At 47.8% G+C, this 24079-nt stretch carries 27 protein-coding genes and 1 tRNA gene; 9 read left to right on the top strand and 19 right to left on the bottom strand.

The features are described 5' to 3' along the window. The first annotated feature begins 96 nt into the window (after positions 1-96). Positions 97-1461: an ABC transporter substrate-binding protein gene (locus H6G46_RS03655; RefSeq protein WP_010873703.1), complete on the top strand. Its 1365-nt coding sequence runs from the start codon at positions 97-99 to the stop codon at positions 1459-1461. A 125-nt stretch (positions 1462-1586) separates the two neighbouring features. On the opposite strand, the gene H6G46_RS03650 is transcribed toward H6G46_RS03655, so the two are convergent. The 6 genes from H6G46_RS03650 to H6G46_RS18400 all read right to left on the bottom strand — a co-directional run bounded on the left by H6G46_RS03650 (position 1587) and on the right by H6G46_RS18400 (position 6336). Next, on the bottom strand, positions 1587-3482 hold the full coding sequence (locus tag H6G46_RS03650; protein ID WP_010873704.1) for a cation:proton antiporter: 1896 nt from the start codon (positions 3480-3482) through the stop codon (positions 1587-1589). A gap of 225 nt (positions 3483-3707) precedes the next feature. Further along, positions 3708-3778: transfer RNA gene (locus H6G46_RS03645), tRNA-Cys, on the bottom strand. A gap of 34 nt (positions 3779-3812) precedes the next feature. Then, positions 3813-4655 (bottom strand): type I methionyl aminopeptidase, encoded by an 843-nt coding sequence (gene map / locus H6G46_RS03640; protein WP_010873705.1) that lies wholly within the window; start codon positions 4653-4655, stop codon positions 3813-3815. A gap of 19 nt (positions 4656-4674) precedes the next feature. After that, positions 4675-5031: a ferredoxin:thioredoxin reductase gene (locus H6G46_RS03635; protein ID WP_010873706.1), complete on the bottom strand. Its 357-nt coding sequence runs from the start codon at positions 5029-5031 to the stop codon at positions 4675-4677. 70 nt (positions 5032-5101) lie between these two features. Continuing rightward, a complete protein-coding gene (locus tag H6G46_RS03630) occupies positions 5102-6139 on the bottom strand; it encodes an alpha/beta hydrolase (protein ID WP_010873707.1) in 1038 nt (345 codons plus the stop codon). Then, positions 6055-6336: an SID1 transmembrane family member gene (locus tag H6G46_RS18400; protein ID WP_223211386.1), complete on the bottom strand. Its 282-nt coding sequence runs from the start codon at positions 6334-6336 to the stop codon at positions 6055-6057. Before H6G46_RS18400 ends, H6G46_RS03630 begins: the two co-directional genes overlap by 85 nt. 192 nt (positions 6337-6528) lie before the next feature. Here H6G46_RS18400 and H6G46_RS03620 point away from each other — a divergent pair, with 192 nt between their 5' ends. After that, complete coding sequence (locus H6G46_RS03620; protein WP_010873709.1) at positions 6529-7506, top strand: vitamin K epoxide reductase family protein; 978 nt, start codon at positions 6529-6531, stop codon at positions 7504-7506. A 151-nt stretch (positions 7507-7657) separates the two neighbouring features. Here H6G46_RS03620 and H6G46_RS03615 read toward each other — a convergent pair whose 3' ends face one another. After that, positions 7658-9379, bottom strand: a complete 1722-nt coding sequence (locus H6G46_RS03615; protein ID WP_010873710.1) for a diflavin flavoprotein — start codon at positions 9377-9379, stop codon at positions 7658-7660. A gap of 122 nt (positions 9380-9501) precedes the next feature. Next, positions 9502-10251, bottom strand: coding sequence for a PHP domain-containing protein (locus H6G46_RS03610; RefSeq protein WP_010873711.1), 750 nt, complete (start codon positions 10249-10251; stop codon positions 9502-9504). Positions 10252-10561: 310 nt separating this feature from the next. Between H6G46_RS03610 and H6G46_RS03605 the strand changes: the two genes are divergently transcribed. Next, positions 10562-12040 (top strand): DUF2779 domain-containing protein, encoded by a 1479-nt coding sequence (locus H6G46_RS03605; RefSeq protein WP_223211288.1) that lies wholly within the window; start codon positions 10562-10564, stop codon positions 12038-12040. A 34-nt stretch (positions 12041-12074) separates the two neighbouring features. Here H6G46_RS03605 and H6G46_RS03600 read toward each other — a convergent pair whose 3' ends face one another. From H6G46_RS03600 to H6G46_RS03580, 5 genes are all read right to left on the bottom strand, one after another. Further along, entirely contained in the window at positions 12075-12737 is a 663-nt protein-coding gene (locus H6G46_RS03600; protein ID WP_010873713.1) for a hypothetical protein, read from the bottom strand. Between the two features lie 94 nt (positions 12738-12831). Beyond that, entirely contained in the window at positions 12832-13167 is a 336-nt protein-coding gene (locus H6G46_RS03595; RefSeq protein WP_010873714.1) for a translation initiation factor, read from the bottom strand. A 193-nt stretch (positions 13168-13360) separates the two neighbouring features. Further along, entirely contained in the window at positions 13361-14041 is a 681-nt protein-coding gene (locus tag H6G46_RS03590; RefSeq protein WP_223211289.1) for a phosphatase PAP2 family protein, read from the bottom strand. Positions 14042-14100: 59 nt separating this feature from the next. Next, complete coding sequence (gene holA, locus H6G46_RS03585; protein ID WP_010873716.1) at positions 14101-15102, bottom strand: DNA polymerase III subunit delta; 1002 nt, start codon at positions 15100-15102, stop codon at positions 14101-14103. Positions 15103-15176: 74 nt separating this feature from the next. Further along, positions 15177-15371, bottom strand: coding sequence for a hypothetical protein (locus H6G46_RS03580; RefSeq protein ID WP_010873717.1), 195 nt, complete (start codon positions 15369-15371; stop codon positions 15177-15179). A gap of 198 nt (positions 15372-15569) precedes the next feature. Between H6G46_RS03580 and H6G46_RS03575 the strand changes: the two genes are divergently transcribed. Beyond that, on the top strand, positions 15570-15956 hold the full coding sequence (locus H6G46_RS03575; protein WP_199303414.1) for a hypothetical protein: 387 nt from the start codon (positions 15570-15572) through the stop codon (positions 15954-15956). Positions 15957-16013: 57 nt separating this feature from the next. Here H6G46_RS03575 and H6G46_RS03570 read toward each other — a convergent pair whose 3' ends face one another. Next, entirely contained in the window at positions 16014-16460 is a 447-nt protein-coding gene (locus H6G46_RS03570; RefSeq protein WP_010873719.1) for a DUF2752 domain-containing protein, read from the bottom strand. Positions 16461-16512: 52 nt separating this feature from the next. Then, the gene (locus tag H6G46_RS03565; protein ID WP_230401099.1) at positions 16513-16740 is read right to left on the bottom strand and encodes a CD225/dispanin family protein; all 228 of its coding nucleotides are present in this window, start codon (positions 16738-16740) and stop codon (positions 16513-16515) included. A gap of 232 nt (positions 16741-16972) precedes the next feature. Here H6G46_RS03565 and H6G46_RS03560 point away from each other — a divergent pair, with 232 nt between their 5' ends. Then, entirely contained in the window at positions 16973-17407 is a 435-nt protein-coding gene (locus tag H6G46_RS03560; protein WP_223211290.1) for a hypothetical protein, read from the top strand. Between the two features lie 30 nt (positions 17408-17437). Here the strand turns inward: H6G46_RS03560 and H6G46_RS18395 are convergent, their stop codons facing one another. Together H6G46_RS18395 and H6G46_RS18390 are read right to left on the bottom strand one after the other, a co-directional pair. Next, entirely contained in the window at positions 17438-17590 is a 153-nt protein-coding gene (locus H6G46_RS18395; protein WP_020862062.1) for a hypothetical protein, read from the bottom strand. Between the two features lie 82 nt (positions 17591-17672). Further along, complete coding sequence (locus tag H6G46_RS18390; protein ID WP_010873723.1) at positions 17673-17900, bottom strand: CYTH domain-containing protein; 228 nt, start codon at positions 17898-17900, stop codon at positions 17673-17675. A gap of 212 nt (positions 17901-18112) precedes the next feature. Between H6G46_RS18390 and H6G46_RS18385 the strand changes: the two genes are divergently transcribed. The 3 genes from H6G46_RS18385 (at position 18113) to H6G46_RS03540 (ending at position 20324) form a co-directional block, all read left to right on the top strand. Beyond that, positions 18113-18244, top strand: a complete 132-nt coding sequence (locus H6G46_RS18385) for a hypothetical protein (RefSeq protein WP_321160081.1) — start codon at positions 18113-18115, stop codon at positions 18242-18244. Between the two features lie 64 nt (positions 18245-18308). Continuing rightward, positions 18309-19643 (top strand): cytochrome P450, encoded by a 1335-nt coding sequence (locus tag H6G46_RS03545; protein WP_010873724.1) that lies wholly within the window; start codon positions 18309-18311, stop codon positions 19641-19643. Positions 19644-19769: 126 nt separating this feature from the next. Further along, a complete protein-coding gene (locus H6G46_RS03540) occupies positions 19770-20324 on the top strand; it encodes a DUF2854 domain-containing protein (protein WP_010873725.1) in 555 nt (184 codons plus the stop codon). A 16-nt stretch (positions 20325-20340) separates the two neighbouring features. Here the strand turns inward: H6G46_RS03540 and acs are convergent, their stop codons facing one another. Next, positions 20341-22302: an acetate--CoA ligase gene (acs, locus tag H6G46_RS03535; RefSeq protein ID WP_010873726.1), complete on the bottom strand. Its 1962-nt coding sequence runs from the start codon at positions 22300-22302 to the stop codon at positions 20341-20343. A gap of 245 nt (positions 22303-22547) precedes the next feature. On the opposite strand from acs, the gene H6G46_RS03530 reads away from it, so the two are divergent. Beyond that, on the top strand, positions 22548-22901 hold the full coding sequence (locus H6G46_RS03530) for a hypothetical protein (protein WP_010873727.1): 354 nt from the start codon (positions 22548-22550) through the stop codon (positions 22899-22901). A 124-nt stretch (positions 22902-23025) separates the two neighbouring features. On the opposite strand, the gene H6G46_RS03525 is transcribed toward H6G46_RS03530, so the two are convergent. Then, positions 23026-23982, bottom strand: a complete 957-nt coding sequence (locus tag H6G46_RS03525) for an acyl-CoA desaturase (RefSeq protein WP_010873728.1) — start codon at positions 23980-23982, stop codon at positions 23026-23028. Positions 23983-24079: the final 97 nt, after the last annotated feature.

The following is a 24079-nucleotide window of genomic DNA, read 5'->3' as shown; positions in this document are numbered from 1 at the left end:
GGAAATAACTTTGATGGATTATCCCCCCCTGGCCCTGCATTGATGAAGTCACCACACTGGGTTGCCGAAGGGACCATGGCTAACTATATTTAACCCATGAATAACCTTGTGGGAGATTTTTTCAGGATGCGTCTATTTTGGCCCCAGTCCCGTCGTCGGTTGACGGCGATCGCCTTGAATCTAGCCCTTGCTGGCACCACCGCCGGACTAATGTTTGCCTGTGCTGAACCAGAACCTACCCCTGGGGACGGAGCTAGTCAACCCAGCACCGGGGGAGAAGGAGGAGCGCTAAAACTAGGGGCCCTGCTGCCGGCTACGGGGGATCTATCTTCCATCGGGCAAAATATGCCTTTAGCGGTGCAATTGGCGGTGGATACCATCAATGCCTGTGGCGGCGTCAATGGCCAAGACGTAACGGTGGTGATTGAAGATGATCAAACCGATCCCACCGCAGGGGTTTCCGCCATGACCAAATTGGCAGAAGCGGATCAGGTAGCTGGCGTGGTAGGTTCCTTTGCCAGCAGCGTTTCCAGTGCGGCGGTGCCCATCGCAGTGAGAAACAACATTATGATGATTTCCCCGGGCAGCACTAGTCCTGTGTTTACTGACCAGGCCAAGAAGGGCGAATTTAAAGGCTTTTGGGCCCGTACCGCTCCTCCCGATACGTACCAAGCCCAGGCCCTAGCTGCCTTGGCCAAGAAACAAGGTTTTACCGACGCCGCCACCGTGGTTATCAACAATGACTATGGTGTGGGGTTTGAAAAAGTATTTGTGGAATCCTTCACCGCCGATGGCGGTAATGTGACCAATAAAGATAACCCGGTGCGCTACGATCCCAAGGCGGCAACGTTGGATACGGAAGCGGCCCAGGGCTTTGCCAATAGTCCTGACGCTGTGGCGGCTATTCTTTATGCTGATACGGGGAGTGTGTTGGTGCAATCGGCCTACCGCCAGGGCTTAATGGATGGAGTCACCCTACTATTAACGGATGGCGTTTATTCCCCCGATTTCGTTGAAAAAGTAGGCAAAGATGCCAATGGAGTTTCCCTTTTATCTGGGGCCCTGGGTACGGTACCCGGTGCCGATGGCAAATCCCTGGAAGCCTTCACTGCCCAATGGAAAGATGCCACTGGCGGTAAGGACGTAACTGCGTTTGTGCCCCACACCTACGATGCCACTGTTTTGATGATGTTGGCGGCAGAAGCTGCAAAATCTAATACAGGAGCGGGGATCCAGAGCAAAATCCGGGATGTCTCCAATGGTCCAGGGGAAGAAGTGACCGATGCCTGTGAGGCGATCGCCATGGTGCGGGAAGGCAAGGACATTAATTACCAAGGAGCCAGCGGCAATGTGGACATCGACGAAAATGGTGATGTGGTAGGTACTTACGATGTCTGGACGGTGAAAGGGGATGGCACCCTAGAGGTAATCGATAAAGTTACCCCCGGTTCCGGTTCCTAGTACTTCTCCGTAAATTGTCTTGACCAATTTGATCAGTTTTAATTAACCATTAATGGCCCCCATCGGTTGCTCCAGGGGGCTTTTCTTTTAGAGCGGTTTGGCGTTTTTCAACTTCGATCTTTCCCCTAGTAGATGGGGACTTCTTCCACTTCCGCCAGGGGTTCTGGGATCAATACATCCGGCGATCGGCTGCCGGAAAGTTGTTTTAACAATTGGGGGCGTGGGTCGTGGAGCAGGTAAAAAACTTCGTCCCCAATTTGGGCATTTTCAGTGGTCTTAGCTAGTTGCAAACTGCCCTGCCGTTTCAGCATTAAGGGCAGTAATTCCCCAGAGCGAATTAGGGCTTGGGTGTGGGCTTGCTGTAGGGCTAAGCCAGTTTCCTTAAACAGGGTTTTGCCCAGTTTAATTTGCCCATCCTTAAGGTACTGATTCCAGGTTTTGAAAGTTTTTTGCTCCATAAAAATTCTTACCCCTTTATTTTTCAGCAAGGGATTATCTTCCGGTAAGTTATCCGGAGCAATCACACACACCCGGGGGGGGTTAAATTCATTGATGGTATTTTGAGCCAGCACCAAATTTACTTCCCCGTTATTGGTCAGGGCCATAAATGCCCCCATCTCTTCAATGCCGGCCTTTTCCAACGCATGGGAATCCAACGCACTGGTTTGAATGGCCGTTAATCCTTCGGCGATCGCCGTCGCACAGGCTTCCGGGTCACTGTCAATCAATACCACCGATTCCCCTTGGGCTGTAAATAAACGGGCCACCAGTCGTCCCAGGGGAGTACAACCGATAATTACTGCGCCGGTGGTGTGGGTGTCGGTGATACGTAGCAGTTTAGCCAAGGGCTTCGCCGTTAAGCCCTGAATGAACACCGTCATCATAATGGTGAGAAACACAATCGATTTGATCGCATCGCCACCGTTAATGCCCCGTTCAGTCAACAGTAGGGAAAATAGGGAGGCAACGGATGCAGAAACAATACCCCGAGGGGCAATCCAAGCCACAAAAAGTTTCTGTCGCCAGTTAAAAGCGCTAGTCCAAGTACAAATAGCGATACTAATGGGACGAATGACTAGCATTAACACCGCCACAGTGAGCACACTGCCCCAGCCCAAAGCCCCAAAGCTACTCAGGGATAATTCCGCCGCCAGCAGAATAAATAGCACCGAGACACAAAGCAGGGTTAATTTACCTTTGAATCGTCGCAAAAGTCGGTTATCAGGCAGGGCAGAGGAGTTGAGGTAAATGCCCATGGCTACGGTGGCCATTAAGCCCGATTCACTCAGGGATGCTTGGGCCGCACCAAATACTCCCCACACCCCCGCTAGCACCACCAGATTACTGACATCTTCCGAGAGAAAGCTGGCCCGTTTGAGGAAATTACTCAATAGCCAACCGCCCCCCACCCCGATCGCCAGGCCAACCCCAAGGCGCAATATTAGGCCCATGGCAATTTCGATAATGTCGGTTTCAACGCTGACATTGGTATTAAAAATGGTTTCCAATACCACCACTGCCAGGATTGCTCCCACCGGATCGATCAGTACCCCTTCCCCCTCCAGTAGGGTAGCCACAGACTTCTGCACCTGGACCTGTTTAATTAGGGGGCCCACCACCGTTGGCCCGGTTACCACCACCAAGGAGCCGTATAAAAAAGCTAAATACCATGGGAACTCCGCCAACCAATGGGCCGCTAATCCCCCTCCCACTAGGGTAATTAGGGTGCCGATGGTGACCAAATTACGCAGACTACCGGAAACCTGGCCCAATTCCCGCAGGCCTAAATTTAAGCCCCCCTCAAACAAAATAATCGCCACGGAAAGGGAAACAATTACTTCCAAACCATCCCCAAAATTGGCGGGTTGAATCCAATGCAAGCCGCTGTTGCCGAGGATGACACCAAAAATAAGCAAAAAGACAATGCTTGGTAGTTTGAGAAATCCCGCCAATACTTGGGCCCCAATGCCAAACAGGACAGTGAGGATAATCTGGAGGGTAAGGGAAAATGATCCTTCCATAAGGCTCAAAGGAATTGGTTCTGCCTGTGGGTTAACGGTAAATCATTGCCAGGGTTGTGGCCCTTTAAGTTAAAAGGCCAAATAACTCCCCTCCAAAGTAAGGTAGTCTGCCACCAACTGGGGAGCTTGCTCCGGGAGAACTGTTTACCAACCTAAAATTTATCGCCAATTCACTCAAGTCTTTGGACTTTACACAATTTGTCGGTTAAACAATTAAAAAATTAAAGGCGGCACCCAGATTCGAACTGGGGGTAAAGATTTTGCAGACCTCTGCCTTACCACTTGGCTATGCCGCCATGTCCGGCCAATTATTATAACAGAGTTGGCAATCTAGACCAAACGGCGATCGGTCAGCAACTCATAGCCCGTGGCCGTTACCAACACCGTATGCTCAAACTGGGCCGAAAGGGCATTGTCCACCGTCACCACCGTCCATCGATCGCCAAGGGTACGGGTGAAACGGGAACCAGCATTGACAATTGGCTCGATCGCCAAGGTCATGCCCGGTTTAAGTTTAACGTTGGGCAAATCCCGGCAGCGGACGTTAAACACATGGGGGTCTTCGTGGAGGGCCTGGCCCACCCCATGGCCGGTGAACTCTTCCACAATGGTGTAACCGGTGGGCTTAACGTAATCCTCGATTGCCCCGGCAATGTCCATCAGGTAATTACCAGGCTTCACCTGTTCAATCCCCGCATACAAGGCCCCTTCCGCTACTTCCATCAACCGCTGGGCTTGGGGGGAAACCTTACCCACCGCAATGGTGATGCAGGAATCCCCGTGGTAGCCCTGGAAATAGGCTCCGGTATCTACTTTGAGCAAATCGCCGGAACGAATTTTCTTACGGCGACGGGGAATGCCATGGACCACTTCATTATTCACGCAAGCACAAATGGAAGCGGGAAAGCCGTGGTAACCCTTAAAACTGGGAGTGGCCCCCAGGGAGCGAATTCGTTCCTCTGCTAACTGGTCTAAATCCCCGGTGGTCATGCCCGGTTGCACCGTGGCGGCAATCTCCTTCAATACCTGGGCGGCGATCGCCCCGGCTTGGCGCATAATGGCAATTTCGGCGGGGGTTTTAATCTGTACTCCCCGGCGGGAACGTTTTTTTGCCTTTGGTGTCGGGGAGGGTACGGGGGAAGGGGGCGCAAATAACTGGCTGAGTAAATTCATAGGATGGGTGCCCAAAAATCTAGGCCATGCTGGCCTTGACTTCCTCCAAAGTTTCCATGGGAATATCCTGGGCATCCCCAGCAAAATCGTTATCTGGGGTTAAAAACAACATACAGTGACATTCCTTGCGCTCCCGCATAGGCACACAGGGGCAATTCCAAAAGGTATTTTTTACTTCCGCTTCCTTGTCTTCGTAGTGGCGACAGGGGCACAGGGGAGAACCCAATTCCTCTTTATGGCGAGCTAAACCCTCGATAACAACGGCGGTGACGGAAAGATCACTACAAAAATAGGTATCCGTACGTTTAGCATACTGCTCCGCAAAATTTTTCATTGCGGCCAGTGTTTTGTTGTTCTGGGTGTCACTGCTGGTCATAGATTCTCAAGGGAATTTAGATGGTCGGCACAAACGCCAATTTTGCCGTCGGTGTATTTATCTTGACACACTATTGGAGCAGAGCCAAAAACCGACGAATCACCCCAATTGTTACCCCAGGTAATTCCAAATGGGGCGTTAACCCCACGTCTTTAATTTCCACAAAAGCTTTAATGGCATTGGGGTTCAGCGCCGCTAAACGACGACCGATCGCCGGAGGGGTAAATTGGGCATATTCTCCCCAGAGGATAGCCGTAGTAACGGTTAAATCCGGCATAAATTGGGCCAAATCAAAGCAGAGATCCCCCCTAACAAAGGACAGGGCTGCATATTCCGCCCTGGGTTGGGTGGCGGACTCCAGATAGGCATCGATAATTTCGGGATAAATGCGCCGGGCTTGGGCAAATTGTCGTTGTTCCAAAAAATTCATAATGCCCGCTGTGTTGGCAATGCCGGTGGTGTAGATAAAACGATCCAGCACTGGCACACTGACCAATTGGGCAAAAAAGTTACTGCGGTAATCTTCACCAAAGTCCGATAGCCCTGTGGGGGTACTCAGAATTAAACCTGTAAATAGGTTGGGATGCTCTATGGCAGTGCGAACGGCGATCGCCGCCACCAAGGAAGAGGCAATCACCATCACAGGTTGGTCACAGGTTTGTTGCAAAAATTCCTGAATAACCTGGATATAGTCCTGGGGAGTGTAATTTTTCACCGGATGATCGGAGCGACCCCAACCCAACAAGTCCGGCGCTAACACCCGGTAGTCAGCAGCAAAAGCCGGATAAACCTTCGACCATTCGTAGGCAGAAGAACCACCCCCAAAGCCATGGAGAAATACCAACGTTTGGCGATCGCCGAGGGAATCTACCGCCTCTACCCAGGGGGCCTCCGTTGCTTCGTAGTAAACAATGGTTCCCAGGGAAGTAACTAGGGAATTGCGGGTAAAGCCAAGGGGTTCAATCATGCTGTCTCCTAATGGTTGTGGCATTGACCAAAGCGACTGGTCTTCTTCAGTATGGTTTAGTTTTTTTGCCCGTGGCGGGATTTGGGGCCAGAAATTGGACCGCTTTTCTTTTGTTCCCGTTGCAATAACTTTTGCCCCCACCGGGGATAAAAACTCAGATAAATGAGCAAATTGCCCCAAAATAACGCCCCCAGCAGCAAATAAGTTTTGAGCCAAAAATTACCCTGAAAATCCTCCATAATGCCCACACTAGCCATACTAAACGCTAGGGTTAACACCACTAACAGTAACCGTTTGGAAATCCTCAATTGCTTTCTTCGAGATGGTTGCTTGCCCACAAATTTTGCCCTTGATAGAATTTGGCACCGTTGAATTGGAACTGGGAGGTTGCCCCTAGAATGGTTAAAAGTCGCAGGGAAAGCCATGGCCGTTGGTGTTTGTAACCATGCCCCACCGGGGACTAGGGCGGTCAGCTTATCCCATGGCGGGTTTTTGCTAACCTGGTTGTAAATCAATTGCTCTTTTAATTTATGGTTCGTCGTCGTTCGGTGCCTTGGATTCATCGCTATTCCCGTTTCATTATGGGGGCGATCGCCGTCCTGGGGATCTTGATCACCTCCTACCTGGCCTATATTTCCTTCACCGGGGGAGAAGCCCTTTGTCCCGTGGACCAGGCCACCGGTAGCTCCAGTTGTGACCTGGTGTTACAGAGTGCCTACGCCAAAGTTTTTGACATTCCCCTCAGTGTTTTTGGGCTGGCAGCTTATCTGGCCATGGGCATTGCCGCTTTGGTGCCCTTTTTGGTCAGTGAGGAGAGCAACAAAAAACAGCGTAACTCCCTGGAAGATCTCACCGGAAAATTTCTCCTGGTGGGGGGTACGTCCATGGCGGTGTTCAGCGGTTACTTAATGTACATCTCCTTTTTCCGGCTCCAGGAAGCTTGCTGGTACTGCCTAACTTCTGCTATTTGTTCTTTGTTGTTGTTCATTTTGGCGATCGTTGGTCGGGAGTGGGAAGAAGTGAGTCAAGTATTTTTTACCACCGTCGTGGTGGCCATGGTAACCATTGTCGGCACCCTGGGTCTCTATGCCACTGCTGAAGGGCCTAAAGCCGGAGCCGATGGCACAATTCCCATTCCTGCCATTGCCGGTCAACCCAGACCCCCCAGTGGTTGGCCCATCACCACTCAGTCGGGACCAGCGGAAATTGAGTTGGCGGAATACCTCACTGCCAAAGGGGTACTCAACTATGGTGCCTTCTGGTGTCCCCACTGCTATGACCAAAAACTACTTTTCGGCAAAGAAGCATTTGAAAAAATTAGCTATATTGAGTGCGACCCGGCCGGGAAAAATCCCCAGACCCAAACCTGTGTGGATGTCGGTATTCAATCCTTCCCCACCTGGGGCATTGACGGAGAACTAAACCCTGGGGTCAAAACTCTCCGGGAATTGGCAGAGCTCACTGGCTATGAAGGCAATATGGATTTTAAATATGGCCTGAGAAATTAGTTAGACCTACCCAAGGATTAAGCCGACTAACAAAGTGATCCATCGTCTGGCGGTATAGCGACGCCATCATTCCCCGAACAAAATCCCCTCAAGCTAGAGATGGCCTGGGGGATTTTCCTTGATAGTTTTGCGGTTTGATTGCAGTTTTTTATTAGTAATAATTGCCGACTTTGCGATGGTGTACGGCGGTTAACCCTTCTGCTTTAGCTACCCGACCATTGGTTACTTGGCTGTAAACAATCCAGTGATCACTACATTCCATCCGACTAGCTACTTCACACTCCAAATAGGCTAGCGCATCGGTCAAAATAGGCGATCCGTTGCTTGCGGTTTGGGTTTTTACTCCAGCAAAACGATCAGCACCAGGGGGGAAACGTTTGAGGAAATGTTTCATCAAAATTTGATAGTTGCCTTCCTCCAAAATGTTCAACACAAAGCGATCACCGACTTGCATGAGGGATTCAATGGCCCGGTCCTTGGCCACAGCAACGGTGAAACCAGGGGGATTAAAGCTGGCTTGGGAAACCCAAGAGGCAAGCATGGCCCCTTTAACCTCTCCCTTTTGGGCAGTGATGATATACAGCCCCCCACTAATGCGACCGATCGCCTTTTCCAGATCGCTGTCCAGGGATTTGAGTTGTTTTATTTTGGCCGCCTGGATGAGATTTTGACCCAAGTCAGTGCCGGACTCATCACAAAGCTGATAGGTGCTTTCGCTGGGGGTGTCTTTGACCTTGATCACTTTGAAAGCCTCCCGCAAACCCAGGTCTAAAAATTTGGTGCGGAGGGGGTCAATGGGCTCGTCGTCCCCACCATAGGATTCGTATAAACCAAAGACCTGTTTCGGTTGCATGGCGGCCAACACTGCGCCGAAATTGGTGCTTAGATCAGCGTTAGCCTGTAAAGGCGGCATTCCCAGAACTACCCCGCTGGCATGGCCCACCAGTTCCTGGATTTCCTGAGGATCGGCGGAGCTTAGGTCCACCATGTCCACCCCCACGCCGGTTTTAGTAATTCCCTTGGCAATGGCCTGGGAAAGGCGATCGCCGTAGCCATAATCAGCCACATAGAAAACCACCACGGTTTTTTCTGCTTTACTTTGGGACTCGCTCCAATGGCGGTAGCGATGTAATAATTCGCCAACGTTATGGCGCAATAGGGGGCCATGGCCATTGGCAACGGTGCTAATGGTGCCCAGATTATCCATGCGTTTCATGGCGGCGAGAACGGAACGGGCGTTGGGACCCATCAAGCAATCGTAGTAAAACTGGTAATCCGGTGCGATTTTGCCCAAATCGATGTCAAAAACTGCATCGGAGCAATAGTGCATCCCAAACACGTCGCAGGTGAAGAGAATTTCCGTGGCGGGGTCATAGGTGAGCATGGTGTCCGGCCAGTGGAGATTCGGAGCACTGACAAATTCCAAATCATGGCCCTGGCCCAAATCCAGGCGATCGCCACTTTTAACTTGAATACGCTCAAAGGGTTGATGGACAAAATTGTCGAGAAATTGCAACGCTACTTTGGTGGCCACCACCGTAATGCGGGGATTGAGTTGCAAAATGTCTTTTACTAACCCACTGTGGTCTGGCTCAGTGTGGCTGACGATTAGGTAATCAATGCGCTGGGGATCGATTAATCCCTGTAATAAATCTAGATATAACTGGCGGAATTTCTCGTGGGAGCTATCTACTAGGGCAACCTTATCCGCTTGGATTAGATAGGAATTGTAAGTGGTGCCGTTTTGTAGGCCGAATTCAATATCAAACCGGTCCCGGTCCCAGTCCAAAGAACGGATAGCAGTAATATTTTTGGCGATCGCCTCAGTTTGGGTAGAAAGCCGCTTTTGGGGGGGGAGGGGGGTAGTGAACATGCCGTACTCCTAGGACTGGTAATGAAAACTCTCTGTCCAGTGTATCCCAGGGGCCAGAGCCGGGGAAAGTTAACAAACATTGATATTTTTAACTCTAACGATTACGACTTTCCCTAGAGACTTCAGAGACGATACATGATGCTTTCCCCATGGCTATCGGTGCCACAGGTGCGGAACAGATTATACAAATCCCCCAGGTAACAAACTTCTTCCATTTGGGGCACAGAACTCTGCCAAGGTTTGGGATTGCCATAGGCATAAAATGCCTCTACCCCATCAATGCCATGGCGGGCTGCCGCTGGGATCAAGTGACTGGCGGGCTGACGGTACCGGGCTGGATGGGCCAACACCACTAAGCCACCGGCATCATGGAGAGCCTTAATGACTTTGGGCGCTTGGGCATAGTACTTATCCGGGCGATCGCCGGTTAGATAGGGGTCTAGGACCGGGTGGGTAGGGTCAAAGTCATAGCCCAGGATGTGCACTTCAGTGCCGTCTAAATTGGCGGTAATTTCAATGCCAGTCCAAAGTTGGGGCCGGAGACTAGGATAATGGCAATGTTCGGTGAGCCAGCGCTGGGCCCGGTAATAACCCGCCACACAATGGTGGTCTGTGATCGCCAAACCCTGTAATTCTTGATGTATGGCCTGTTCGATCAAACCCTCCGGGGTCATCTGGCCGTCGGAACATCGGGTGTGGAGATGAAAATTATAAAACCGTGGACAACTGGTGGGGGTCAGGGACTGCCAAACAGTTGTAAGTTGGCGCTCCATCTGTTGAGACTGCGGAGAAATAAGGTCGTTAACCATGAATAAATGCCATCCTGACAACGGGTTGGTGCTGGATATAAATACATCCCACCCTTTTCCCACAATAACAAAACTTTACATAATTGGCTTTTTCCCTTCGTCCAGTCCTTGGGGGCAAAAGTTCCCCACCACCGACCATTAGTTTTCCCTTGTCAAGCCATCATCAATTTATCGGTAAGAATCAGCCTAAATAAAACCCGAAAAAAATCACAGCGCTCAGGCTGGGTTACATTAGGTGGAGATCGGAAATTATTTTCTTCCAAGACTCATGGGGCAATGGTTTAAGCGTAACATCGGTAGAGTGAACCCCGTGTACTTTTCTCTCTGCTCAGAACCTGCGTTTTAAGGTTGGGTTTCTATGGAGTCGGCCACCATGTCTTTTCCCATCAGCAAGACCTACTTTTTGGCAGGGTTGCACTGTCCAAAACGTCTATGGTTGTCTATCTGCCGTCCCGAAGATGCTTCCCCCATGTCCTTGGCCGCTGAACAAAGAATTAAACAAGGCAAGGCGATCGGAGTGGCGGCCCGGGAATCTTTTAAAAATGGCATATTGGTGGACGGAAATCTTAAACATTGCCTAGAGAAAAGTTGGGAATTGACGGTGGTGGGGGCAGGGCAAGGAGTGGAATGTTTATTTGAACCGGCTTTTTTGTACGACGATATTTTGGTGCGCTGTGATGTATTGCGGCGCTTACCTTCAGGAAATTGGGAAATTATTGAAGTAAAATCCGCCACTAAGTTAAAAGACGAACACATTGCCGACTTGACCTTGCAACATTACGTGTTGGAGGGGTTGGGGTTAACGGTGGAAAAAACGAGCCTCATGGTGGTCAATCCCATGGCCAGGAATTGGAGTGTGGTGCAGGATAGATTTTGTTATCAGGATGTAACGGCGGCGGTGGTGCGTTGGCGTGGGCAGTTACCCCAAAAACTGGCAGAATTCCGCACATTGTTGACGGAACCGACCGCTCCCCAAGTGCCCATTGGCAGCCATTGCGATCGCCCTTACCGTTGTCCGTTTAAAGATCATTGCTGGCAGAATGTGCCGCCGATTTCCATTTTTGACATTCCTTTGTTGAAGCAGGATAAATTGCAAAATTTGATGAATTCTAATATCTGGAATCTGGAGGATATTCCGGCGGAGTTTCCCTTGACCCAAAAGCAAAGAACATTCATTGACCGGATGACGGCAGCAAAACCCCAAATAGACCAGGATTTATTGAGGCAATTGTTGGGGCAGATTCAACCCAATCAGCCTTTGTACTTTTTTGATGTGGAAACCCACAGTAGTGCCATTCCCCGTTTTGCCGGTCTGCACCCCTACGAACGCTGTATTTTTCAGTACAGTTGCCACCGCCTTAATCCCGACGGTTCCCTGGAACACTTTGAATATTTACACACGGAGGATTCCGATCCCCGACTCCCCCTACTTATTTCCCTAATACACCACATTGGCGATCGGGGGTCAGTGGTGGTTTATAACCAGTCCTTTGAAAAGGGAGTATTACAACAGTTGGCAGCGGCCTATCCCAACTATGGGGCCAAAATTAATCAGATTATCGATCGCCTCTGGGATTTACAGGTAATCTTTAAAAGGGCGTATTTCCATCCTGGTTTCCGGGGTTCCTATTCCCTCAAAAAAGTTCTGCCGGTGATGGCCCCCCAATTTTGCCACGACGACTTGGTCATCAAGTCCGGCAATGAAGCCCCTCTAGTGTGGGAAGCACTGCTGGAATGTTCCGCGCCGGATAAAAGGGCAGAAATGGCCCAACAACTACGGGAGTATTGTGGTTTAGATACCCTGGGTATGGTGAAAATTTATGAGGTTTTGCAACAGGAATTAAAAGATTGACCAGGACTAACAAGGATCGATTGCCATGGATAATCTAGTCGCTCTCCCCATCCTCTTTACCCTGACTTTGGTGATGGTCATCGAATAGGATCAGGGTTTCCGCTGCCTGACGGGGAGAATCAGTGTCTTTTCTCAATGAGGCTGGGATTATGGGGGGGAGATTTTCTCCTTTTTCGTTTGACAAAAGTTCATAGGTTTCTTTTGCTTGGGCTTCCACCAACTCAGGCGATCGCCATCGGGGAGTTTTCAATGGGGAAACTGGAGAAATTGGCAATTGGGGAACAGGCAAAACCAGGGCCGCCGAAGGAGTATCTTCCTGAGCTTCACGGACAATATTTTTAACAAAAAAGTTAATTGTTTCTTCCTTTAACCAACCCTTGAGCACCGCCACCGAACCGAAGCGGACCCCCAACCGTCGTTGTTCCCGCAAAATACGTTCGATCTGGTCTTCATCCAAAAGATGGGCCATCTTCAGATAGTAGCCAATGGGACCTTGCACTGGCTGACCAACCATTGCAGGCCAAAGATCAACAAAAAAGTCCGCCGTTTCCTGGGAAATCCAGCCATGGTGAGAAAGAATCTCCCCCAACAACATCTGGAATTGCTTTTGTTCGTACAAAGCCACCTCCAATTGCCCAGGGGTAATTAGTTTTGCTTCCTGAAGAATAATACCGATGGGCTTTTGGCTGCTGACCATGGTGAACGGGGGAGGAAAAGGGTCCAGAATCGGACAGAATAGACTCTGAATGAAGGAAAAAAGACGTAATTAGGCGTAATTGAACCCTAGTAATCTAACCACCACTAATTTTAGCCTTGTAGCCCTGCTTTAACAAATAAGCAAGAATTTTCTCCCGTTGATCCCCCTGGATTTCCACGCAGTCTTCTTTCAAGGTGCCCCCACTGCCACAAAAACTTTTCAGGGCCTTGAGTAGAGCTTGCTGTCCCATGGCCGATAATTGCAAACCACTCACTACCGTCACCGTTTTTCCTTTGCGGCCAGAACGAGTTGCTTGGATGCGGACATTTTGCTGTTGGGGGGGAAGATCAATTTGCTCCTCCGATAGGGGGTCTGCCACCGGACCAAATTCTTGATAAACAATGCGAGCTGGAGGTTTGGAACTGGCCATAGGACTGGAAAAAAATATTGGGCAACGCTAACAAGTAGGGAGTGATTGAGGAATTAGCGTCCGATCGCCGGGGTAAAATAGTACACATTACGCCTACTAATGAGATTACCAGATTCAACGCTGTTAGTGGGAGAGCTTATTTGTAAAGTTTTGATCTATGGCATGTTGGTAGAATCTTGAGGGCACTTTAGTTTTACTGAGATTTTAAATAGACATCAGGCTTTTCCCGCTTGAGCAAAAACAAACTGAGGGTTAACCAGATAAAGCCCACTCCGTAACCAGCCAAAATATCTGTTGCCCAATGAACCCGACAATACATACTGGCAATGCCAATGAAGCCGACCCAAAGGGTGGCACCAAGATAAATTTGCCAACGGTATTGGGGAAAATGGGCCGCCAACAAAAAAGCTAAGTAGAAGTAAAACACCACTCCGCCCGCCGCATGGCCACTAGGAAAACTACGCCCATCCACATCCACTAAACGGGGTAAAGGTCGAGTACGGTTAAAAAAGGGCTTCAACACTTGGTCAATTACCAAAAGAATGCCCAGGGTGGCAAAAACTAGATATTTAATCTCCGACCAATAGCGTTTCCAAGCTAAAAAACCTAGGGTGATGGCAATCATCGTGGCGGTCAATTCCACCCCCGTACCTTTATAGACTTTGATCCAAAAAGGGGCCATGGCCTCGGGAATTACCTTATGGAGGAAATCTAAAAAGGCAATGTCAAAGGCGATTTCCTTTAAATCGTTCACTTCCTTAAAATTGTGGCCTAGGGCGATTAATAATCCAACGATCGCCAAGCAGCAGAAAAAGGGAACCCGACCGACAATGGTTAACCAGGGAGGTAAAGAAGTATGGGCCGAAGACTTCATTGGCAAGGTGTAAGAATTGACAATTTTTAAGCATAGGGCCATTTGTCGACCGACGGAGATCAACGGCGACGGTGTATGGGCTGGAATAATGATGATAGTTCAATCACCTTAGTTTGTAGGCTCGAACAGGGGTCCGCTCCTCGCTTTAGTTGATATTCCAATTCCAACAACAGGGGTAAGGTTTTGAGCAATTGCCCGCCGGTAATGCCCCGCAATTCCTTCTTTAAAAAATACAAACGTTTGGGATTACTGAGATCGGCCTGGGCGGCGATCGCTTTGTCATCTTTTTCCCCTGCCTCCAAAGCAAGCTTGATCAATGTCCAAGTACGAAACTGGCCGGTGAGGGTAGCCAATATTTTTAAAGCCGGTTCGTTGTGGGTCAGCAATAAGTCTGCCACCAATTGCAATGCCTGGGGGGTTTCTCCATCCCGGATCGCCTGGGCTAATTGCAAACTATTTTGGGTGCTGGTATTGACCAACTGTTCTACCTGGGCCACCGTTAAGGGGCCCGTTTGACTCTCGCTATAGAGTTTGAGCTTGCCCAACTCATTCCAAATTAGCCTCGTGTCATTACCCAACGCTTCTGCCAAAAAACCTTCCGTTTCCGTTGCTAAGGGAAGTTGCAGATCCTGGGCGATCGCCTGAATTTGATGGATGAGAGCGTCCACATTCCAGGGTGAAATGAGGGCAAATTCCCGGATAGTGGCATTACCTTCCAAATATTTGGTCGATTTCAGTCGGCGATCGAGCTTTTTACTGGATGTGAATAGTAAATGGCAGTCGGTGGGAATGGCGGGCAAACTTTTTTGCAACCTAGCCAGCAAACCATCGTCGCAACTTTGTCCTAAGGTGGAGTCCACCACCCACACCAGGCGATCGCCACTACCAAAAGGGGGTGTCAAGGCTTGCTCCAGACCCCGTTGGGTAGCATCAGCTTGTTCCCCCGGAATTTTTTCAAAATTAAAGGCCTCCCATTGGGGATCTAAACAACGTTTCTGCAGTTGTTTGACTGCTTGGTGCAGGGTAAATTGGTCTTCGCCCCAATAGAAATATACGGGCATAGCAACACCGGGGGATTTTCATGTAGCTTCCCTTAAGCTTAGGCCAGGGGGCGTTTCACACAAACTTTTAACGACTAACGACCTTTGAGAGCTTTTTGAAAGTTTTTGCGATAGGAGGGATTGACCAGGAGCAGTCCAGGCCATAGCAATGCCAGGGAGATGCGGGTTGCTAAGCTACGATTAAAATTGGTGTGGCGATAGCCAGAAAGAAAACGCCAGACCCCGCCGACGTAGACCACCAAAAGAACAAACGAAACTAAATATCCCATAGTGCTTGAGACGCCGAGAGTGGAAACTGTGCTCAAAGGCGGTTACTGGGTTCATTTTAGCAAATTACCCACCAGGACACAGCATCCGACAAGGTGATTGCCTTTTAAATAGTTCAAAAGTTTTGTTAATTATCAATTTTGGTTGTGGATATTTTGGCACAACTTTTGTCGGAACTATTCATAAAAAGTTACTTATCCATGTCTAATAAGGTAATAAAAAAACAAACATTGACTATTTCTTGGTTAACACTTAGTCAAGTTTTGGGGGGAATAACTATGGTGTTGGCCCAATCCATTCCCCCGCGCTTCCAAGGCACATGGGTAGAAAATTTAAAAAACTGTGCTCTACCCATGGACGACACTAGATTAGTTCTATCAGATGGTTGGGTCGATTTCCATGAGTCGAGGGGAAAAATAACTGCCGTAACAGTGGATGATGAGCTAAATCTTCGTGTGACTGCTAAATTAGCGGGAGAAGGAGAAACTTGGAAAGATACCTTTCATTTTCGCCTTTCCGAGAATCATCAAAAATTAACTAGCATTCACGAAGATGGCATCAGTTTTACCCGTCACCGATGCCCATAAATCATTAGGATTAACACAATAAACACCTTTAATGTTTAATGTAGTTGGATTTTAAAACTACGGTGCCAACCAAGAGAAGGGTGCAAAGGGAATATTTCTGGCCACCCAATAAGCTAAAATCGCCTGTAGTATGAACCAGATTACCTTGGGGGGAACAAACCAAACTAATAAAGTCCGCCCATTAATAGTTTTTAAGCCATAGGCAACGTAGGAATAAATCATAAATGGGAGGGAAATCATCATCAAAGGATTTAGGCCAAAAGCTCCCACTAAGTTGCCATGCAATAATTGATGCAACGCCCGTAAAGTGCCGCAACCGGGGCAGTACAGCCCAGTTAAACTGCGAAAGGGGCTGGGGGGAAATAATTTCGATGAAGCAGGATCAAACAGGAACAGAAGAGTGCCAGCAACGACAATGGTTAGGGTTACCAAAGTGAATACTAAATATTCCTTGGCCTTAGCGGATAGTAATGGAGATGGGGAATAATTTTTCAAACTAAACATGGTATTCGTTAATGAATGGTGAACAAGGCAAAGTCAAAAAATGTAACTTTAATTACTGACCAAAGACGGCGGCAATAACCACTAGCACAAAATAGATGGCAATGAAAATTATGCCGGCACCAAAGGACCACCAACAAAACTTTTTCGCTTCCTTGGAAGCCTTTACAGCGCCTTCATAGTCCCCTGAAGCTAAACGAGAATTAACTTCCGATGCTTTGATAATGGCCACAATACCCAGGGGTAAGCAACAAAATAGAGTTACCAGGATCGATTGCGCCAAGTAATTTGGTACATACTGATTTGTCATAAAACAAACTCATTTCTGAGTAGACTGGAATATACCAGCCAGGATAGACAGAAATTATCTTAATGGTTCATTTTGTTGCGTTTTCTTCACAATTTGATCTTGCTTATTTGTTAGTTTCAGAGCACTATTAATAACAATAGGGGAATGAAGAGCGCCAAAAACAAGTAATTGTGTTTTTAAAGAAAAACTTGCGATCATGATTTTTATGAAATACAAAGCTGAACAATTTATCAGCTCTTCTGAATTTAGTCCTAGTTTCGCCAAGCTTTCAGAACACGGCAAAAACTCTTTGTCATGCAAAATAGTCAGAAATTACTATGTGATGGCTTCTACAAACTTAACTTCTATTCGTGAGTCTCTTAGGAGATGTCGCGATGAGAGTGGACAGCCACTTAGCTTAAGCCCTAGCGAATTAAAACCATCAAGTTATCGGCTGGAGTTTGAACTAGTAGCACTAATTGCTTCAAATTTGACACAGATGCCAGATTTAGAGAATTTTATCAAAGATGATAAAGAAACTACTAATGAAGATAAATTAATTTTGTTGACTGCTTATCAAGGTTTCAAAAATAAAGTTGATGGATTGTTTAAATTATTTGGTTGGCCATGCTTTGGATTTAAACAAGAAAAAGAAACTTAAAAAATCTTATATTTTTTATTGTTTAAATTGTCACCAATTTTTGTAGGGATGTTGGGCTAAATTGACGTTGTAATAGCGGGCATCATCCGTTACCTCTTCCCCGATCCAGGGAAGTAGACTTATTTTTTCACCAGTGTAGGTTAATTCCACTTCCGCTAAAATTAGACCCTGGTTATCCCCCAAAAACTCGTCTACTTCTCAGGTTTTACCATGGTAATCGAGGCAATAACGATATTTTCAATCAGGGGCGGTGAACAGAGTTCTGTCAAAATTTAATTGGCTTCCACTGCAAGAATTTCATACTCAAATCCAAGCGGGCAATGCTGGCATTTTTACCCTTAATGGTGAGATAGGCCCGATCGCCAATGGTACGGACTCGCAGCGTAGTTAAATCTGGGGTGGCAATGTAACCTTGACGGTACAAATAACCCTGGACTAAACTCCGCCAGCGGTCATCTTTAACCAGGAATTTATGTTCAATCTCGATGGCCACAACCTCCGCCCCCCGATGTTGCAAGTTTTATTTGATGATTACCGGTAAGCTCAACAATCCGATAGGTTTCCATTGTCCTATACATTTCTGGGCAAACGAGTGGGCTTTCATCTGTATTCTTCCATGGCCCACAAAATTTTGAAGGCCACCACTGACAGGATTGGTGTTGGGGGGCATCAACCCATTCTTTTCGCCGGACTACGTTAACCATAATGTGTCGGAAGGGAATGAATCTCCGGGTTATTCAAAAAATTAGTGGTCACAAGAATTTGAATGTGTTGTCCCACTATCTGGCGGCTTCTGAACAGGAGAAGGAGCAAGCTTTATCAATGATCTTGTTTTAAAATTGATTGATATGATGATGGCTTCGTAAGTACTAATATCGAACAAATCAACCTATTTCTTTCCATGATAACTTCTCCTACAAATTTAAATTCTTTACCTATTCCCCCCGGTGACTTTGGTTTACCGTGGTTAGGAGAAACTCTCAATTTTCTTAATGATGGGGACTTCGGTAAAAAGCGGCAGCAGCAATTTGGCCCAATTTTTAAAACCCGTTTATTTGGCAAAAATGTCATTTTTATTTCTGGGGCATTAGCGAATAGATTTTTATTCACCAAGGAGCAGGAAACTTTTCAGGCAACTTGGCCCCTCAGCACCAGAATTTTGTTAGGACCTAATGCGTTAGCGACTCAAATGGGAGAAATACATCGCTCGCGCCGTAAAATTCTATACCAAGCTTTTTTACCCAGGACATTGGACAGTTATCTCCCAAAAATGGATGGCATTGTTCAGGGATATTTGGAGCAATGGGGTAAAGCCAATGAAGTGATTTGGTATCCCCAATTAAGACGAATGACTTTTGATGTGGCGGCAACGTTGTTCATGGGGGAAAAAGTAAGTCAAAATCCTCAATTATTTCCCTGGTTTGAAACTTATATTCAAGGGCTATTTAGTCTGCCAATTCCTTTACCTAATACCCTATTTGGTAAATCCCAACGAGCAAGGGCTTTGTTATTGGCTGAGCTTGAAAAAATTATTAAAGCTCGACAACAGCAACCCCCCAGTGAAGAAGATGCATTGGGCATATTATTGGCCGCCCGAGATGATAATAACCAACCGTTATCTTTGCCGGAGCTGAAGGATCAAATTTTATTGCTATTGTTTGCCGGACATGAAACTTTAACTTCCGCATTATCTTCTTTTTGTCTATTGTTGGGACAACATTCTGACATTCGAGAAAGGGTCAGACAGGAACAGAACAAATTGCAGTTAAGCCAAGAGCTGACGGCAGAAACTCTTAAAAAAATGCCCTATCTAGACCAAGTGTTACAAGAAGTATTGCGGTTAATTCCTCCTGTGGGCGGTGGTTTTCGAGAATTAATCCAAGATTGTCAATTTCAGGGTTTTCATTTTCCCAAAGGCTGGTTAGTTTCTTATCAAATTAGCCAAACCCACGCCGATCCTGATTTATATCCTGACCCAGAAAAGTTTGATCCAGAACGGTTTACTCCTGATGGTAGTGCAACTCATAATCCTCCCTTTGCCCATGTTCCCTTTGGCGGTGGCTTACGGGAATGTTTAGGTAAGGAATTTGCTCGGCTGGAAATGAAATTATTTGCCACCCGATTAATCCAACAATTTGATTGGACATTGTTACCGGGGCAAAATTTAGAGTTGGTTGTTACCCCTAGTCCCCGGCCCAAAGATAATTTGCGAGTAAAGCTACATTCACTCATGTAATTATTTGGTAGTGAAATTATTATTGGCGATCGCCAATCCCAGTGGCTAGGGACCTCAGTTTTGGTAGATACTATTGCCGTGGGACAATTTGCCCATTTTTTTTCCTTGGTAAGGATATTGACTTAAATGCTTCCTAAAATTTCTTTGGCCGCAGTGGGGTTAACGGTGGGGGGAATCCTCACCATTACAGGCTTTGTGGCCTACGCCCTCGACTATGCCACCCTCAATCTGGCTGGCTTTTTCTATGGCATTCCCTTAGTGTTAGGGGGCTTGGCCCTTAAGGCGGCGGAGTTGAAACCTATTCCATTTAGTCAACCGACCTCAGAAAAAATTATCGCCCTGCGAAACCAACTGGCCACCCCCACCCAAAATCAAATTCGCAAAGATGTGACCCGTTACCGTTACGGCCAGGAAGCCCATCTGGACGAATCCCTAGAGCGCCTAGGTTTGAGTCCCACGGATGAAGAAAGACCAGTACTCACTAGTCTTTTGGAACAGGATTGGGAGGGAAAATACGTGCTTACCCTAACCTTTACCTCCCCCTTCATCAGCCTGGAAACTTGGCAGGAAAAGCAGGAAAAAATTGCCAAATTCTTCGGCCCAGACCTGGAAGTTACCGTCGCTGAGCCGGAAGAAAAAGTGGTGACAGTGAATCTAATTTCCCAATTAGCCCTCCCGTAATTTGTCCAACACGCTATTAGCCCTCCCGTAATTTGTCCAGCACTGTCCGGTCCTCCAGGGTGGAAGTGTCCCCGGAAATTTCCTGCCCGGAGGCTAAACTCCGCAACAGACGACGCATAATTTTGCCGGAACGGGTTTTGGGTAACACATCGGTGAAACGGATTTCCGCTGGCCTGGCGATCGCCCCAATTTCTTCAGTGACGTGCTTGACCAAATCTTTTTTCAACTCTTCACTGGGTTCAGCGTTACCCTCCAGAGAAACAAAGGCGAAAATGGCTTCCCCAGTCAATTCATCGGGGCGACCCACCACCGCCGCTTCCGCTACGAGGGGATGGGAAACCAAAGCCGATTCAATTTCCATAGTGCCTAAACGGTGACCAGAGACATTAATCACATCATCCACCCGGCCCATGACCCAAAAATAACCGTCTTTATCCCGGCGGGCCCCGTCCCCAGCAAAGTAGAGATATTGTCCCTCCTTGGGTTGAATATGTTCCCAATAGGTATGGCGGAAGCGATCGGTGTCGCCGTACACATCCCGAATCATGCTGGGCCAAGGTTGTTTAATCACTAAAAAGCCCCCTTGGTCTGACTCGACGGGATTGCCATCTAAATCAACAATTTCCGCCACAATGCCGGGAAAAGGTTTGGTACAAGAACCGGGTTTGGTAGGGATAGCTCCAGGTAGGGGAGTGAGCATAATGCCGCCGGTTTCCGTTTGCCACCAGGTATCGACAATGGGGCATTTACCGCCGCCAATGACCCGGTGGTACCACATCCAAGCTTCGGGGTTAATGGGTTCCCCCACAGTGCCCAGTAAACGGAGAGAGGATAAATCCCTGGCGTTGGGTACGGCTTCCCCCATGCGAATAAAGGCTCGGATGGCGGTGGGGGCGGTGTAGAAAATATTCACCCCATACCTTTCAATTACGTCCCAAAAACAACCGGGGTTGGAGGGGCGGGGCACCCCTTCATACATTACCGTTGTTGCACCGTTGGACAGGGGGCCGTAAACAATGTAGCTGTGGCCCGTAATCCAACCCACATCAGCGGTACACCAATAAACGTCCGTATCTTTGAGGTCAAAGATCCATTTGGTGGTCATGTGGGTGTAAAGGTTGTAACCCCCGGTGGTGTGGACCACGCCTTTTGGTTTGCCAGTACTGCCAGAGGTGTAGAGAATAAACAGCATATCTTCACTGTCTATGGGTTCCGCTGGGCAATGGGCCGACTGTTGAGGTTGGAGTTCGTGCCACCAGTGGTCCCGTCCCGCCGTCATGGTCACATCGGCTTTAGTTCTTTGCACGACGATGACGTTTTCCACGCTGGGGGCACCGTGTTCCAGGGCCTTATCCACTTCCTGCTTCAGGGCGATCGCCTTATCTTTACGAAAACCACCGTCGGCAGTTATGACCAATTTGGCTTCAGCATCCACTAATCGATCCCGCAGGGCTTCCGCACTAAACCCACCAAACACAACACTATGGGGCGCACCGATACGGGAACAGGCCAACATGGTGATCGCCGCTTCGGGAATCATGGGCAGATAAATTGCTACCCGATCACCTTTTTGCACGCCTAAACTTTTCAGGGCATTGGCAAACTGACACACTTCCCGATGGAGTTGGGCATAGGTAATTATCCGGGAATCTCCCGGTTCCCCCTCCCAAATAATGGCCGCCTTATTGCGCCGCCAGGTGGTTAAGTGCCGATCCAAACAGTTATGGGAAATATTTAACTGACCCCCCACAAACCATTTCGCAAAGGGAGGTTGCCAATCCAAAACCTGGTCCCATTTTTTAAACCAATGTAATTCCTGCTCCGCCAGCTCACCCCAAAACTTCTCCGGATTGCTGGCCGCCCGGCTGTACAGTTGCTCATACTCCCGCCCACTACGCACGTAAGCCCGCTCACTAAATTCTGTAGGGGGATCAAACAGTCGCTCTTCCTGCAGGATGGATTCAATGGTATCTGACATGGTTCTCCGTCAAAGTCTTTAATGGCTTGGGCCCAACGTTGATGATTGTCGCAAAAATTTTTCCCCTTTCCCCAGATTTGTAACCTTTTGTATTTCTTTGCCTCTGCTGTTTACCCTGGGGGCGATCTAGGATAGAAGAAGGAAACTAGTATTGGTCCGGGTTAATTGGACAGTGGGGAAAAGATCAAGAAAACATCGGACCCTTTACACGCAGCCCATAGCCCATTCACTCGGAGGATAAATCTATGAAACGGAACTATCTACTGACGGCGATCGCCACCCTTGGGATTTTGGCCAGTCTAGCCCCCAACGCCAACGCCCAATTTCGTAACTACAATCGCTACAACAACTACAATAACCCTGGCGATCGTATTGGCACTCCTGGTTTTAGCCAACCGATCTTTATGCCTAATCGCAGCGATACCTATCCTAATAGTTACTACAGAGGCCACAACCGTAATTACCGGGGCAAGGACGAATTAACCATCATCAATGGCGGTAGTAATTGCATCAACTGTAGGGTGGACGGTTGGGAGCGTCGGGATAGGGATAATAATTGGCACCATCAACGTTATCGCCAGGAGTATTTTTATTACTAATATTGCCCTAGTTAATAGCAACAAAAATCCCCGCTGAACTTAATGAAGTCAACAGGGAAACGGTTGCTTATGGGGAAACCTTAGTGATGATCAGAAAATGTCTGAATCATGTTCAAATCATTTCCTAGGCTTTGTTGGCCATCGCAGTTTCCGGAGGAAGTTTAATATCCTTGGCTAACCCCAGCAAAGATAGGAATTTAATGGTCATCCAAGTTAAATCCACTTCCCACCATTGCAAACCATGGCGAGCAGAGTACTGATAGGCGTGGTGATTATTGTGCCAACCTTCACCGAAAGTTAACAATGCTACCCACCAACAATTGCGGGAATAATCATTGGATTCATGGCTAACGTAGCCGAACTTATGGGTGGCACTGTTGACAAACCAAGTGAAGTGGAAAACAAACACTAGGCGGACAAAAATGCCCCAAATAACGAAGGGCCAGCCCCCTAAGGCAAATAAAATCAAGCCTAGGGCGACCTGGATAAGAATTAGATTATTCTGGCAAAATTGATAAAATTTATCGTCTTGGATATCCTTGGTGTAGCGGGGAATATCAGCTTTAGCAGGAATTTCAAACATCATCCAGCCGATGTGACTCCACCAAAAACCCTTATTAGAATCGTGGGGATCCGGGGTGGTGTCAGAAAATTTGTGGTGCATACGGTGTAAGCCGACCCACTCAAATACGCCCCCCTGACAGGCTAGGGTGCCACAGATTACGAAAATATACTCTAACCATTTAGGAACATTGAAACTGCGGTGGGAAATACAACGGTGAAAACCTAAAGTAATGCCAATGCCGCCGGTAATTACATAGAGCAAGAAAGCCATCCCCACTGCTTTCCAACTGAAAAACTGGGGCAGGAAAGCCAACAGGGCCACCAAATGAATGGAGGTAAAAAAGAAGATCACAGTCCAAGCTGGAGTCAACTTGGGCTTGGAATCGTTGGGAAGAGCAGCAGTCATGAAAAAAAACCTAACGAAAAAACGGAATAATTGGCGCTTGTTAAAAACGATTAAACTATTGTCAAAAAGTTTGCTTAAATATAGGTATTCAATGTTTAATGGGTTTAACATCGCCGGGATTTACCAACCATCCAAGAAAATCGAATCGGTGATGATCTCGAAGATTGAAAGATAGTTTAAGGGGAATTCCCAAATAACATCAAAAGTT

The organism is Synechocystis sp. FACHB-908, from assembly GCF_014698595.1.
GTDB lineage: Bacteria > Cyanobacteriota > Cyanobacteriia > Cyanobacteriales > Microcystaceae > Synechocystis.
This window is presented reverse-complemented; position numbering and strand designations above follow the sequence as displayed.

Bases quoted from the DNA above. Each gene is read 5' to 3' on its own strand.
- H6G46_RS03570 (WP_010873719.1), bottom strand. From the start codon at position 16,460: ATGTTTAGTTTGAAAAATTATTCCCCATCTCCATTACTATCCGCTAAG.
- H6G46_RS03525 (WP_010873728.1), bottom strand. From the start codon at position 23,982: ATGTTAAACCCATTAAACATTGAATACCTATATTTAAGCAAACTTTTT.
- H6G46_RS18385 (WP_321160081.1), top strand. From the start codon at position 18,113: ATGTGTCGGAAGGGAATGAATCTCCGGGTTATTCAAAAAATTAGTGGT.
- H6G46_RS03615 (WP_010873710.1), bottom strand. From the start codon at position 9,379: ATGTTCACTACCCCCCTCCCCCCCCAAAAGCGGCTTTCTACCCAAACT.
- H6G46_RS03540 (WP_010873725.1), top strand. From the start codon at position 19,770: ATGCTTCCTAAAATTTCTTTGGCCGCAGTGGGGTTAACGGTGGGGGGA.
- H6G46_RS03545 (WP_010873724.1), top strand. From the start codon at position 18,309: ATGATAACTTCTCCTACAAATTTAAATTCTTTACCTATTCCCCCCGGT.
- H6G46_RS03575 (WP_199303414.1), top strand. From the start codon at position 15,570: ATGTCTAATAAGGTAATAAAAAAACAAACATTGACTATTTCTTGGTTA.
- H6G46_RS03635 (WP_010873706.1), bottom strand. From the start codon at position 5,031: ATGACCAGCAGTGACACCCAGAACAACAAAACACTGGCCGCAATGAAA.
- H6G46_RS03600 (WP_010873713.1), bottom strand. From the start codon at position 12,737: ATGGTCAGCAGCCAAAAGCCCATCGGTATTATTCTTCAGGAAGCAAAA.
- H6G46_RS03590 (WP_223211289.1), bottom strand. From the start codon at position 14,041: ATGAAGTCTTCGGCCCATACTTCTTTACCTCCCTGGTTAACCATTGTC.
- acs (WP_010873726.1), bottom strand. From the start codon at position 22,302: ATGTCAGATACCATTGAATCCATCCTGCAGGAAGAGCGACTGTTTGAT.
- H6G46_RS03650 (WP_010873704.1), bottom strand. From the start codon at position 3,482: ATGGAAGGATCATTTTCCCTTACCCTCCAGATTATCCTCACTGTCCTG.
- H6G46_RS03595 (WP_010873714.1), bottom strand. From the start codon at position 13,167: ATGGCCAGTTCCAAACCTCCAGCTCGCATTGTTTATCAAGAATTTGGT.
- H6G46_RS03620 (WP_010873709.1), top strand. From the start codon at position 6,529: ATGGTTCGTCGTCGTTCGGTGCCTTGGATTCATCGCTATTCCCGTTTC.
- H6G46_RS03655 (WP_010873703.1), top strand. From the start codon at position 97: ATGAATAACCTTGTGGGAGATTTTTTCAGGATGCGTCTATTTTGGCCC.
- H6G46_RS03530 (WP_010873727.1), top strand. From the start codon at position 22,548: ATGAAACGGAACTATCTACTGACGGCGATCGCCACCCTTGGGATTTTG.
- H6G46_RS03560 (WP_223211290.1), top strand. From the start codon at position 16,973: ATGAAATACAAAGCTGAACAATTTATCAGCTCTTCTGAATTTAGTCCT.
- H6G46_RS03580 (WP_010873717.1), bottom strand. From the start codon at position 15,371: ATGGGATATTTAGTTTCGTTTGTTCTTTTGGTGGTCTACGTCGGCGGG.
- H6G46_RS03605 (WP_223211288.1), top strand. From the start codon at position 10,562: ATGTCTTTTCCCATCAGCAAGACCTACTTTTTGGCAGGGTTGCACTGT.
- holA (WP_010873716.1), bottom strand. From the start codon at position 15,102: ATGCCCGTATATTTCTATTGGGGCGAAGACCAATTTACCCTGCACCAA.
- map (WP_010873705.1), bottom strand. From the start codon at position 4,655: ATGAATTTACTCAGCCAGTTATTTGCGCCCCCTTCCCCCGTACCCTCC.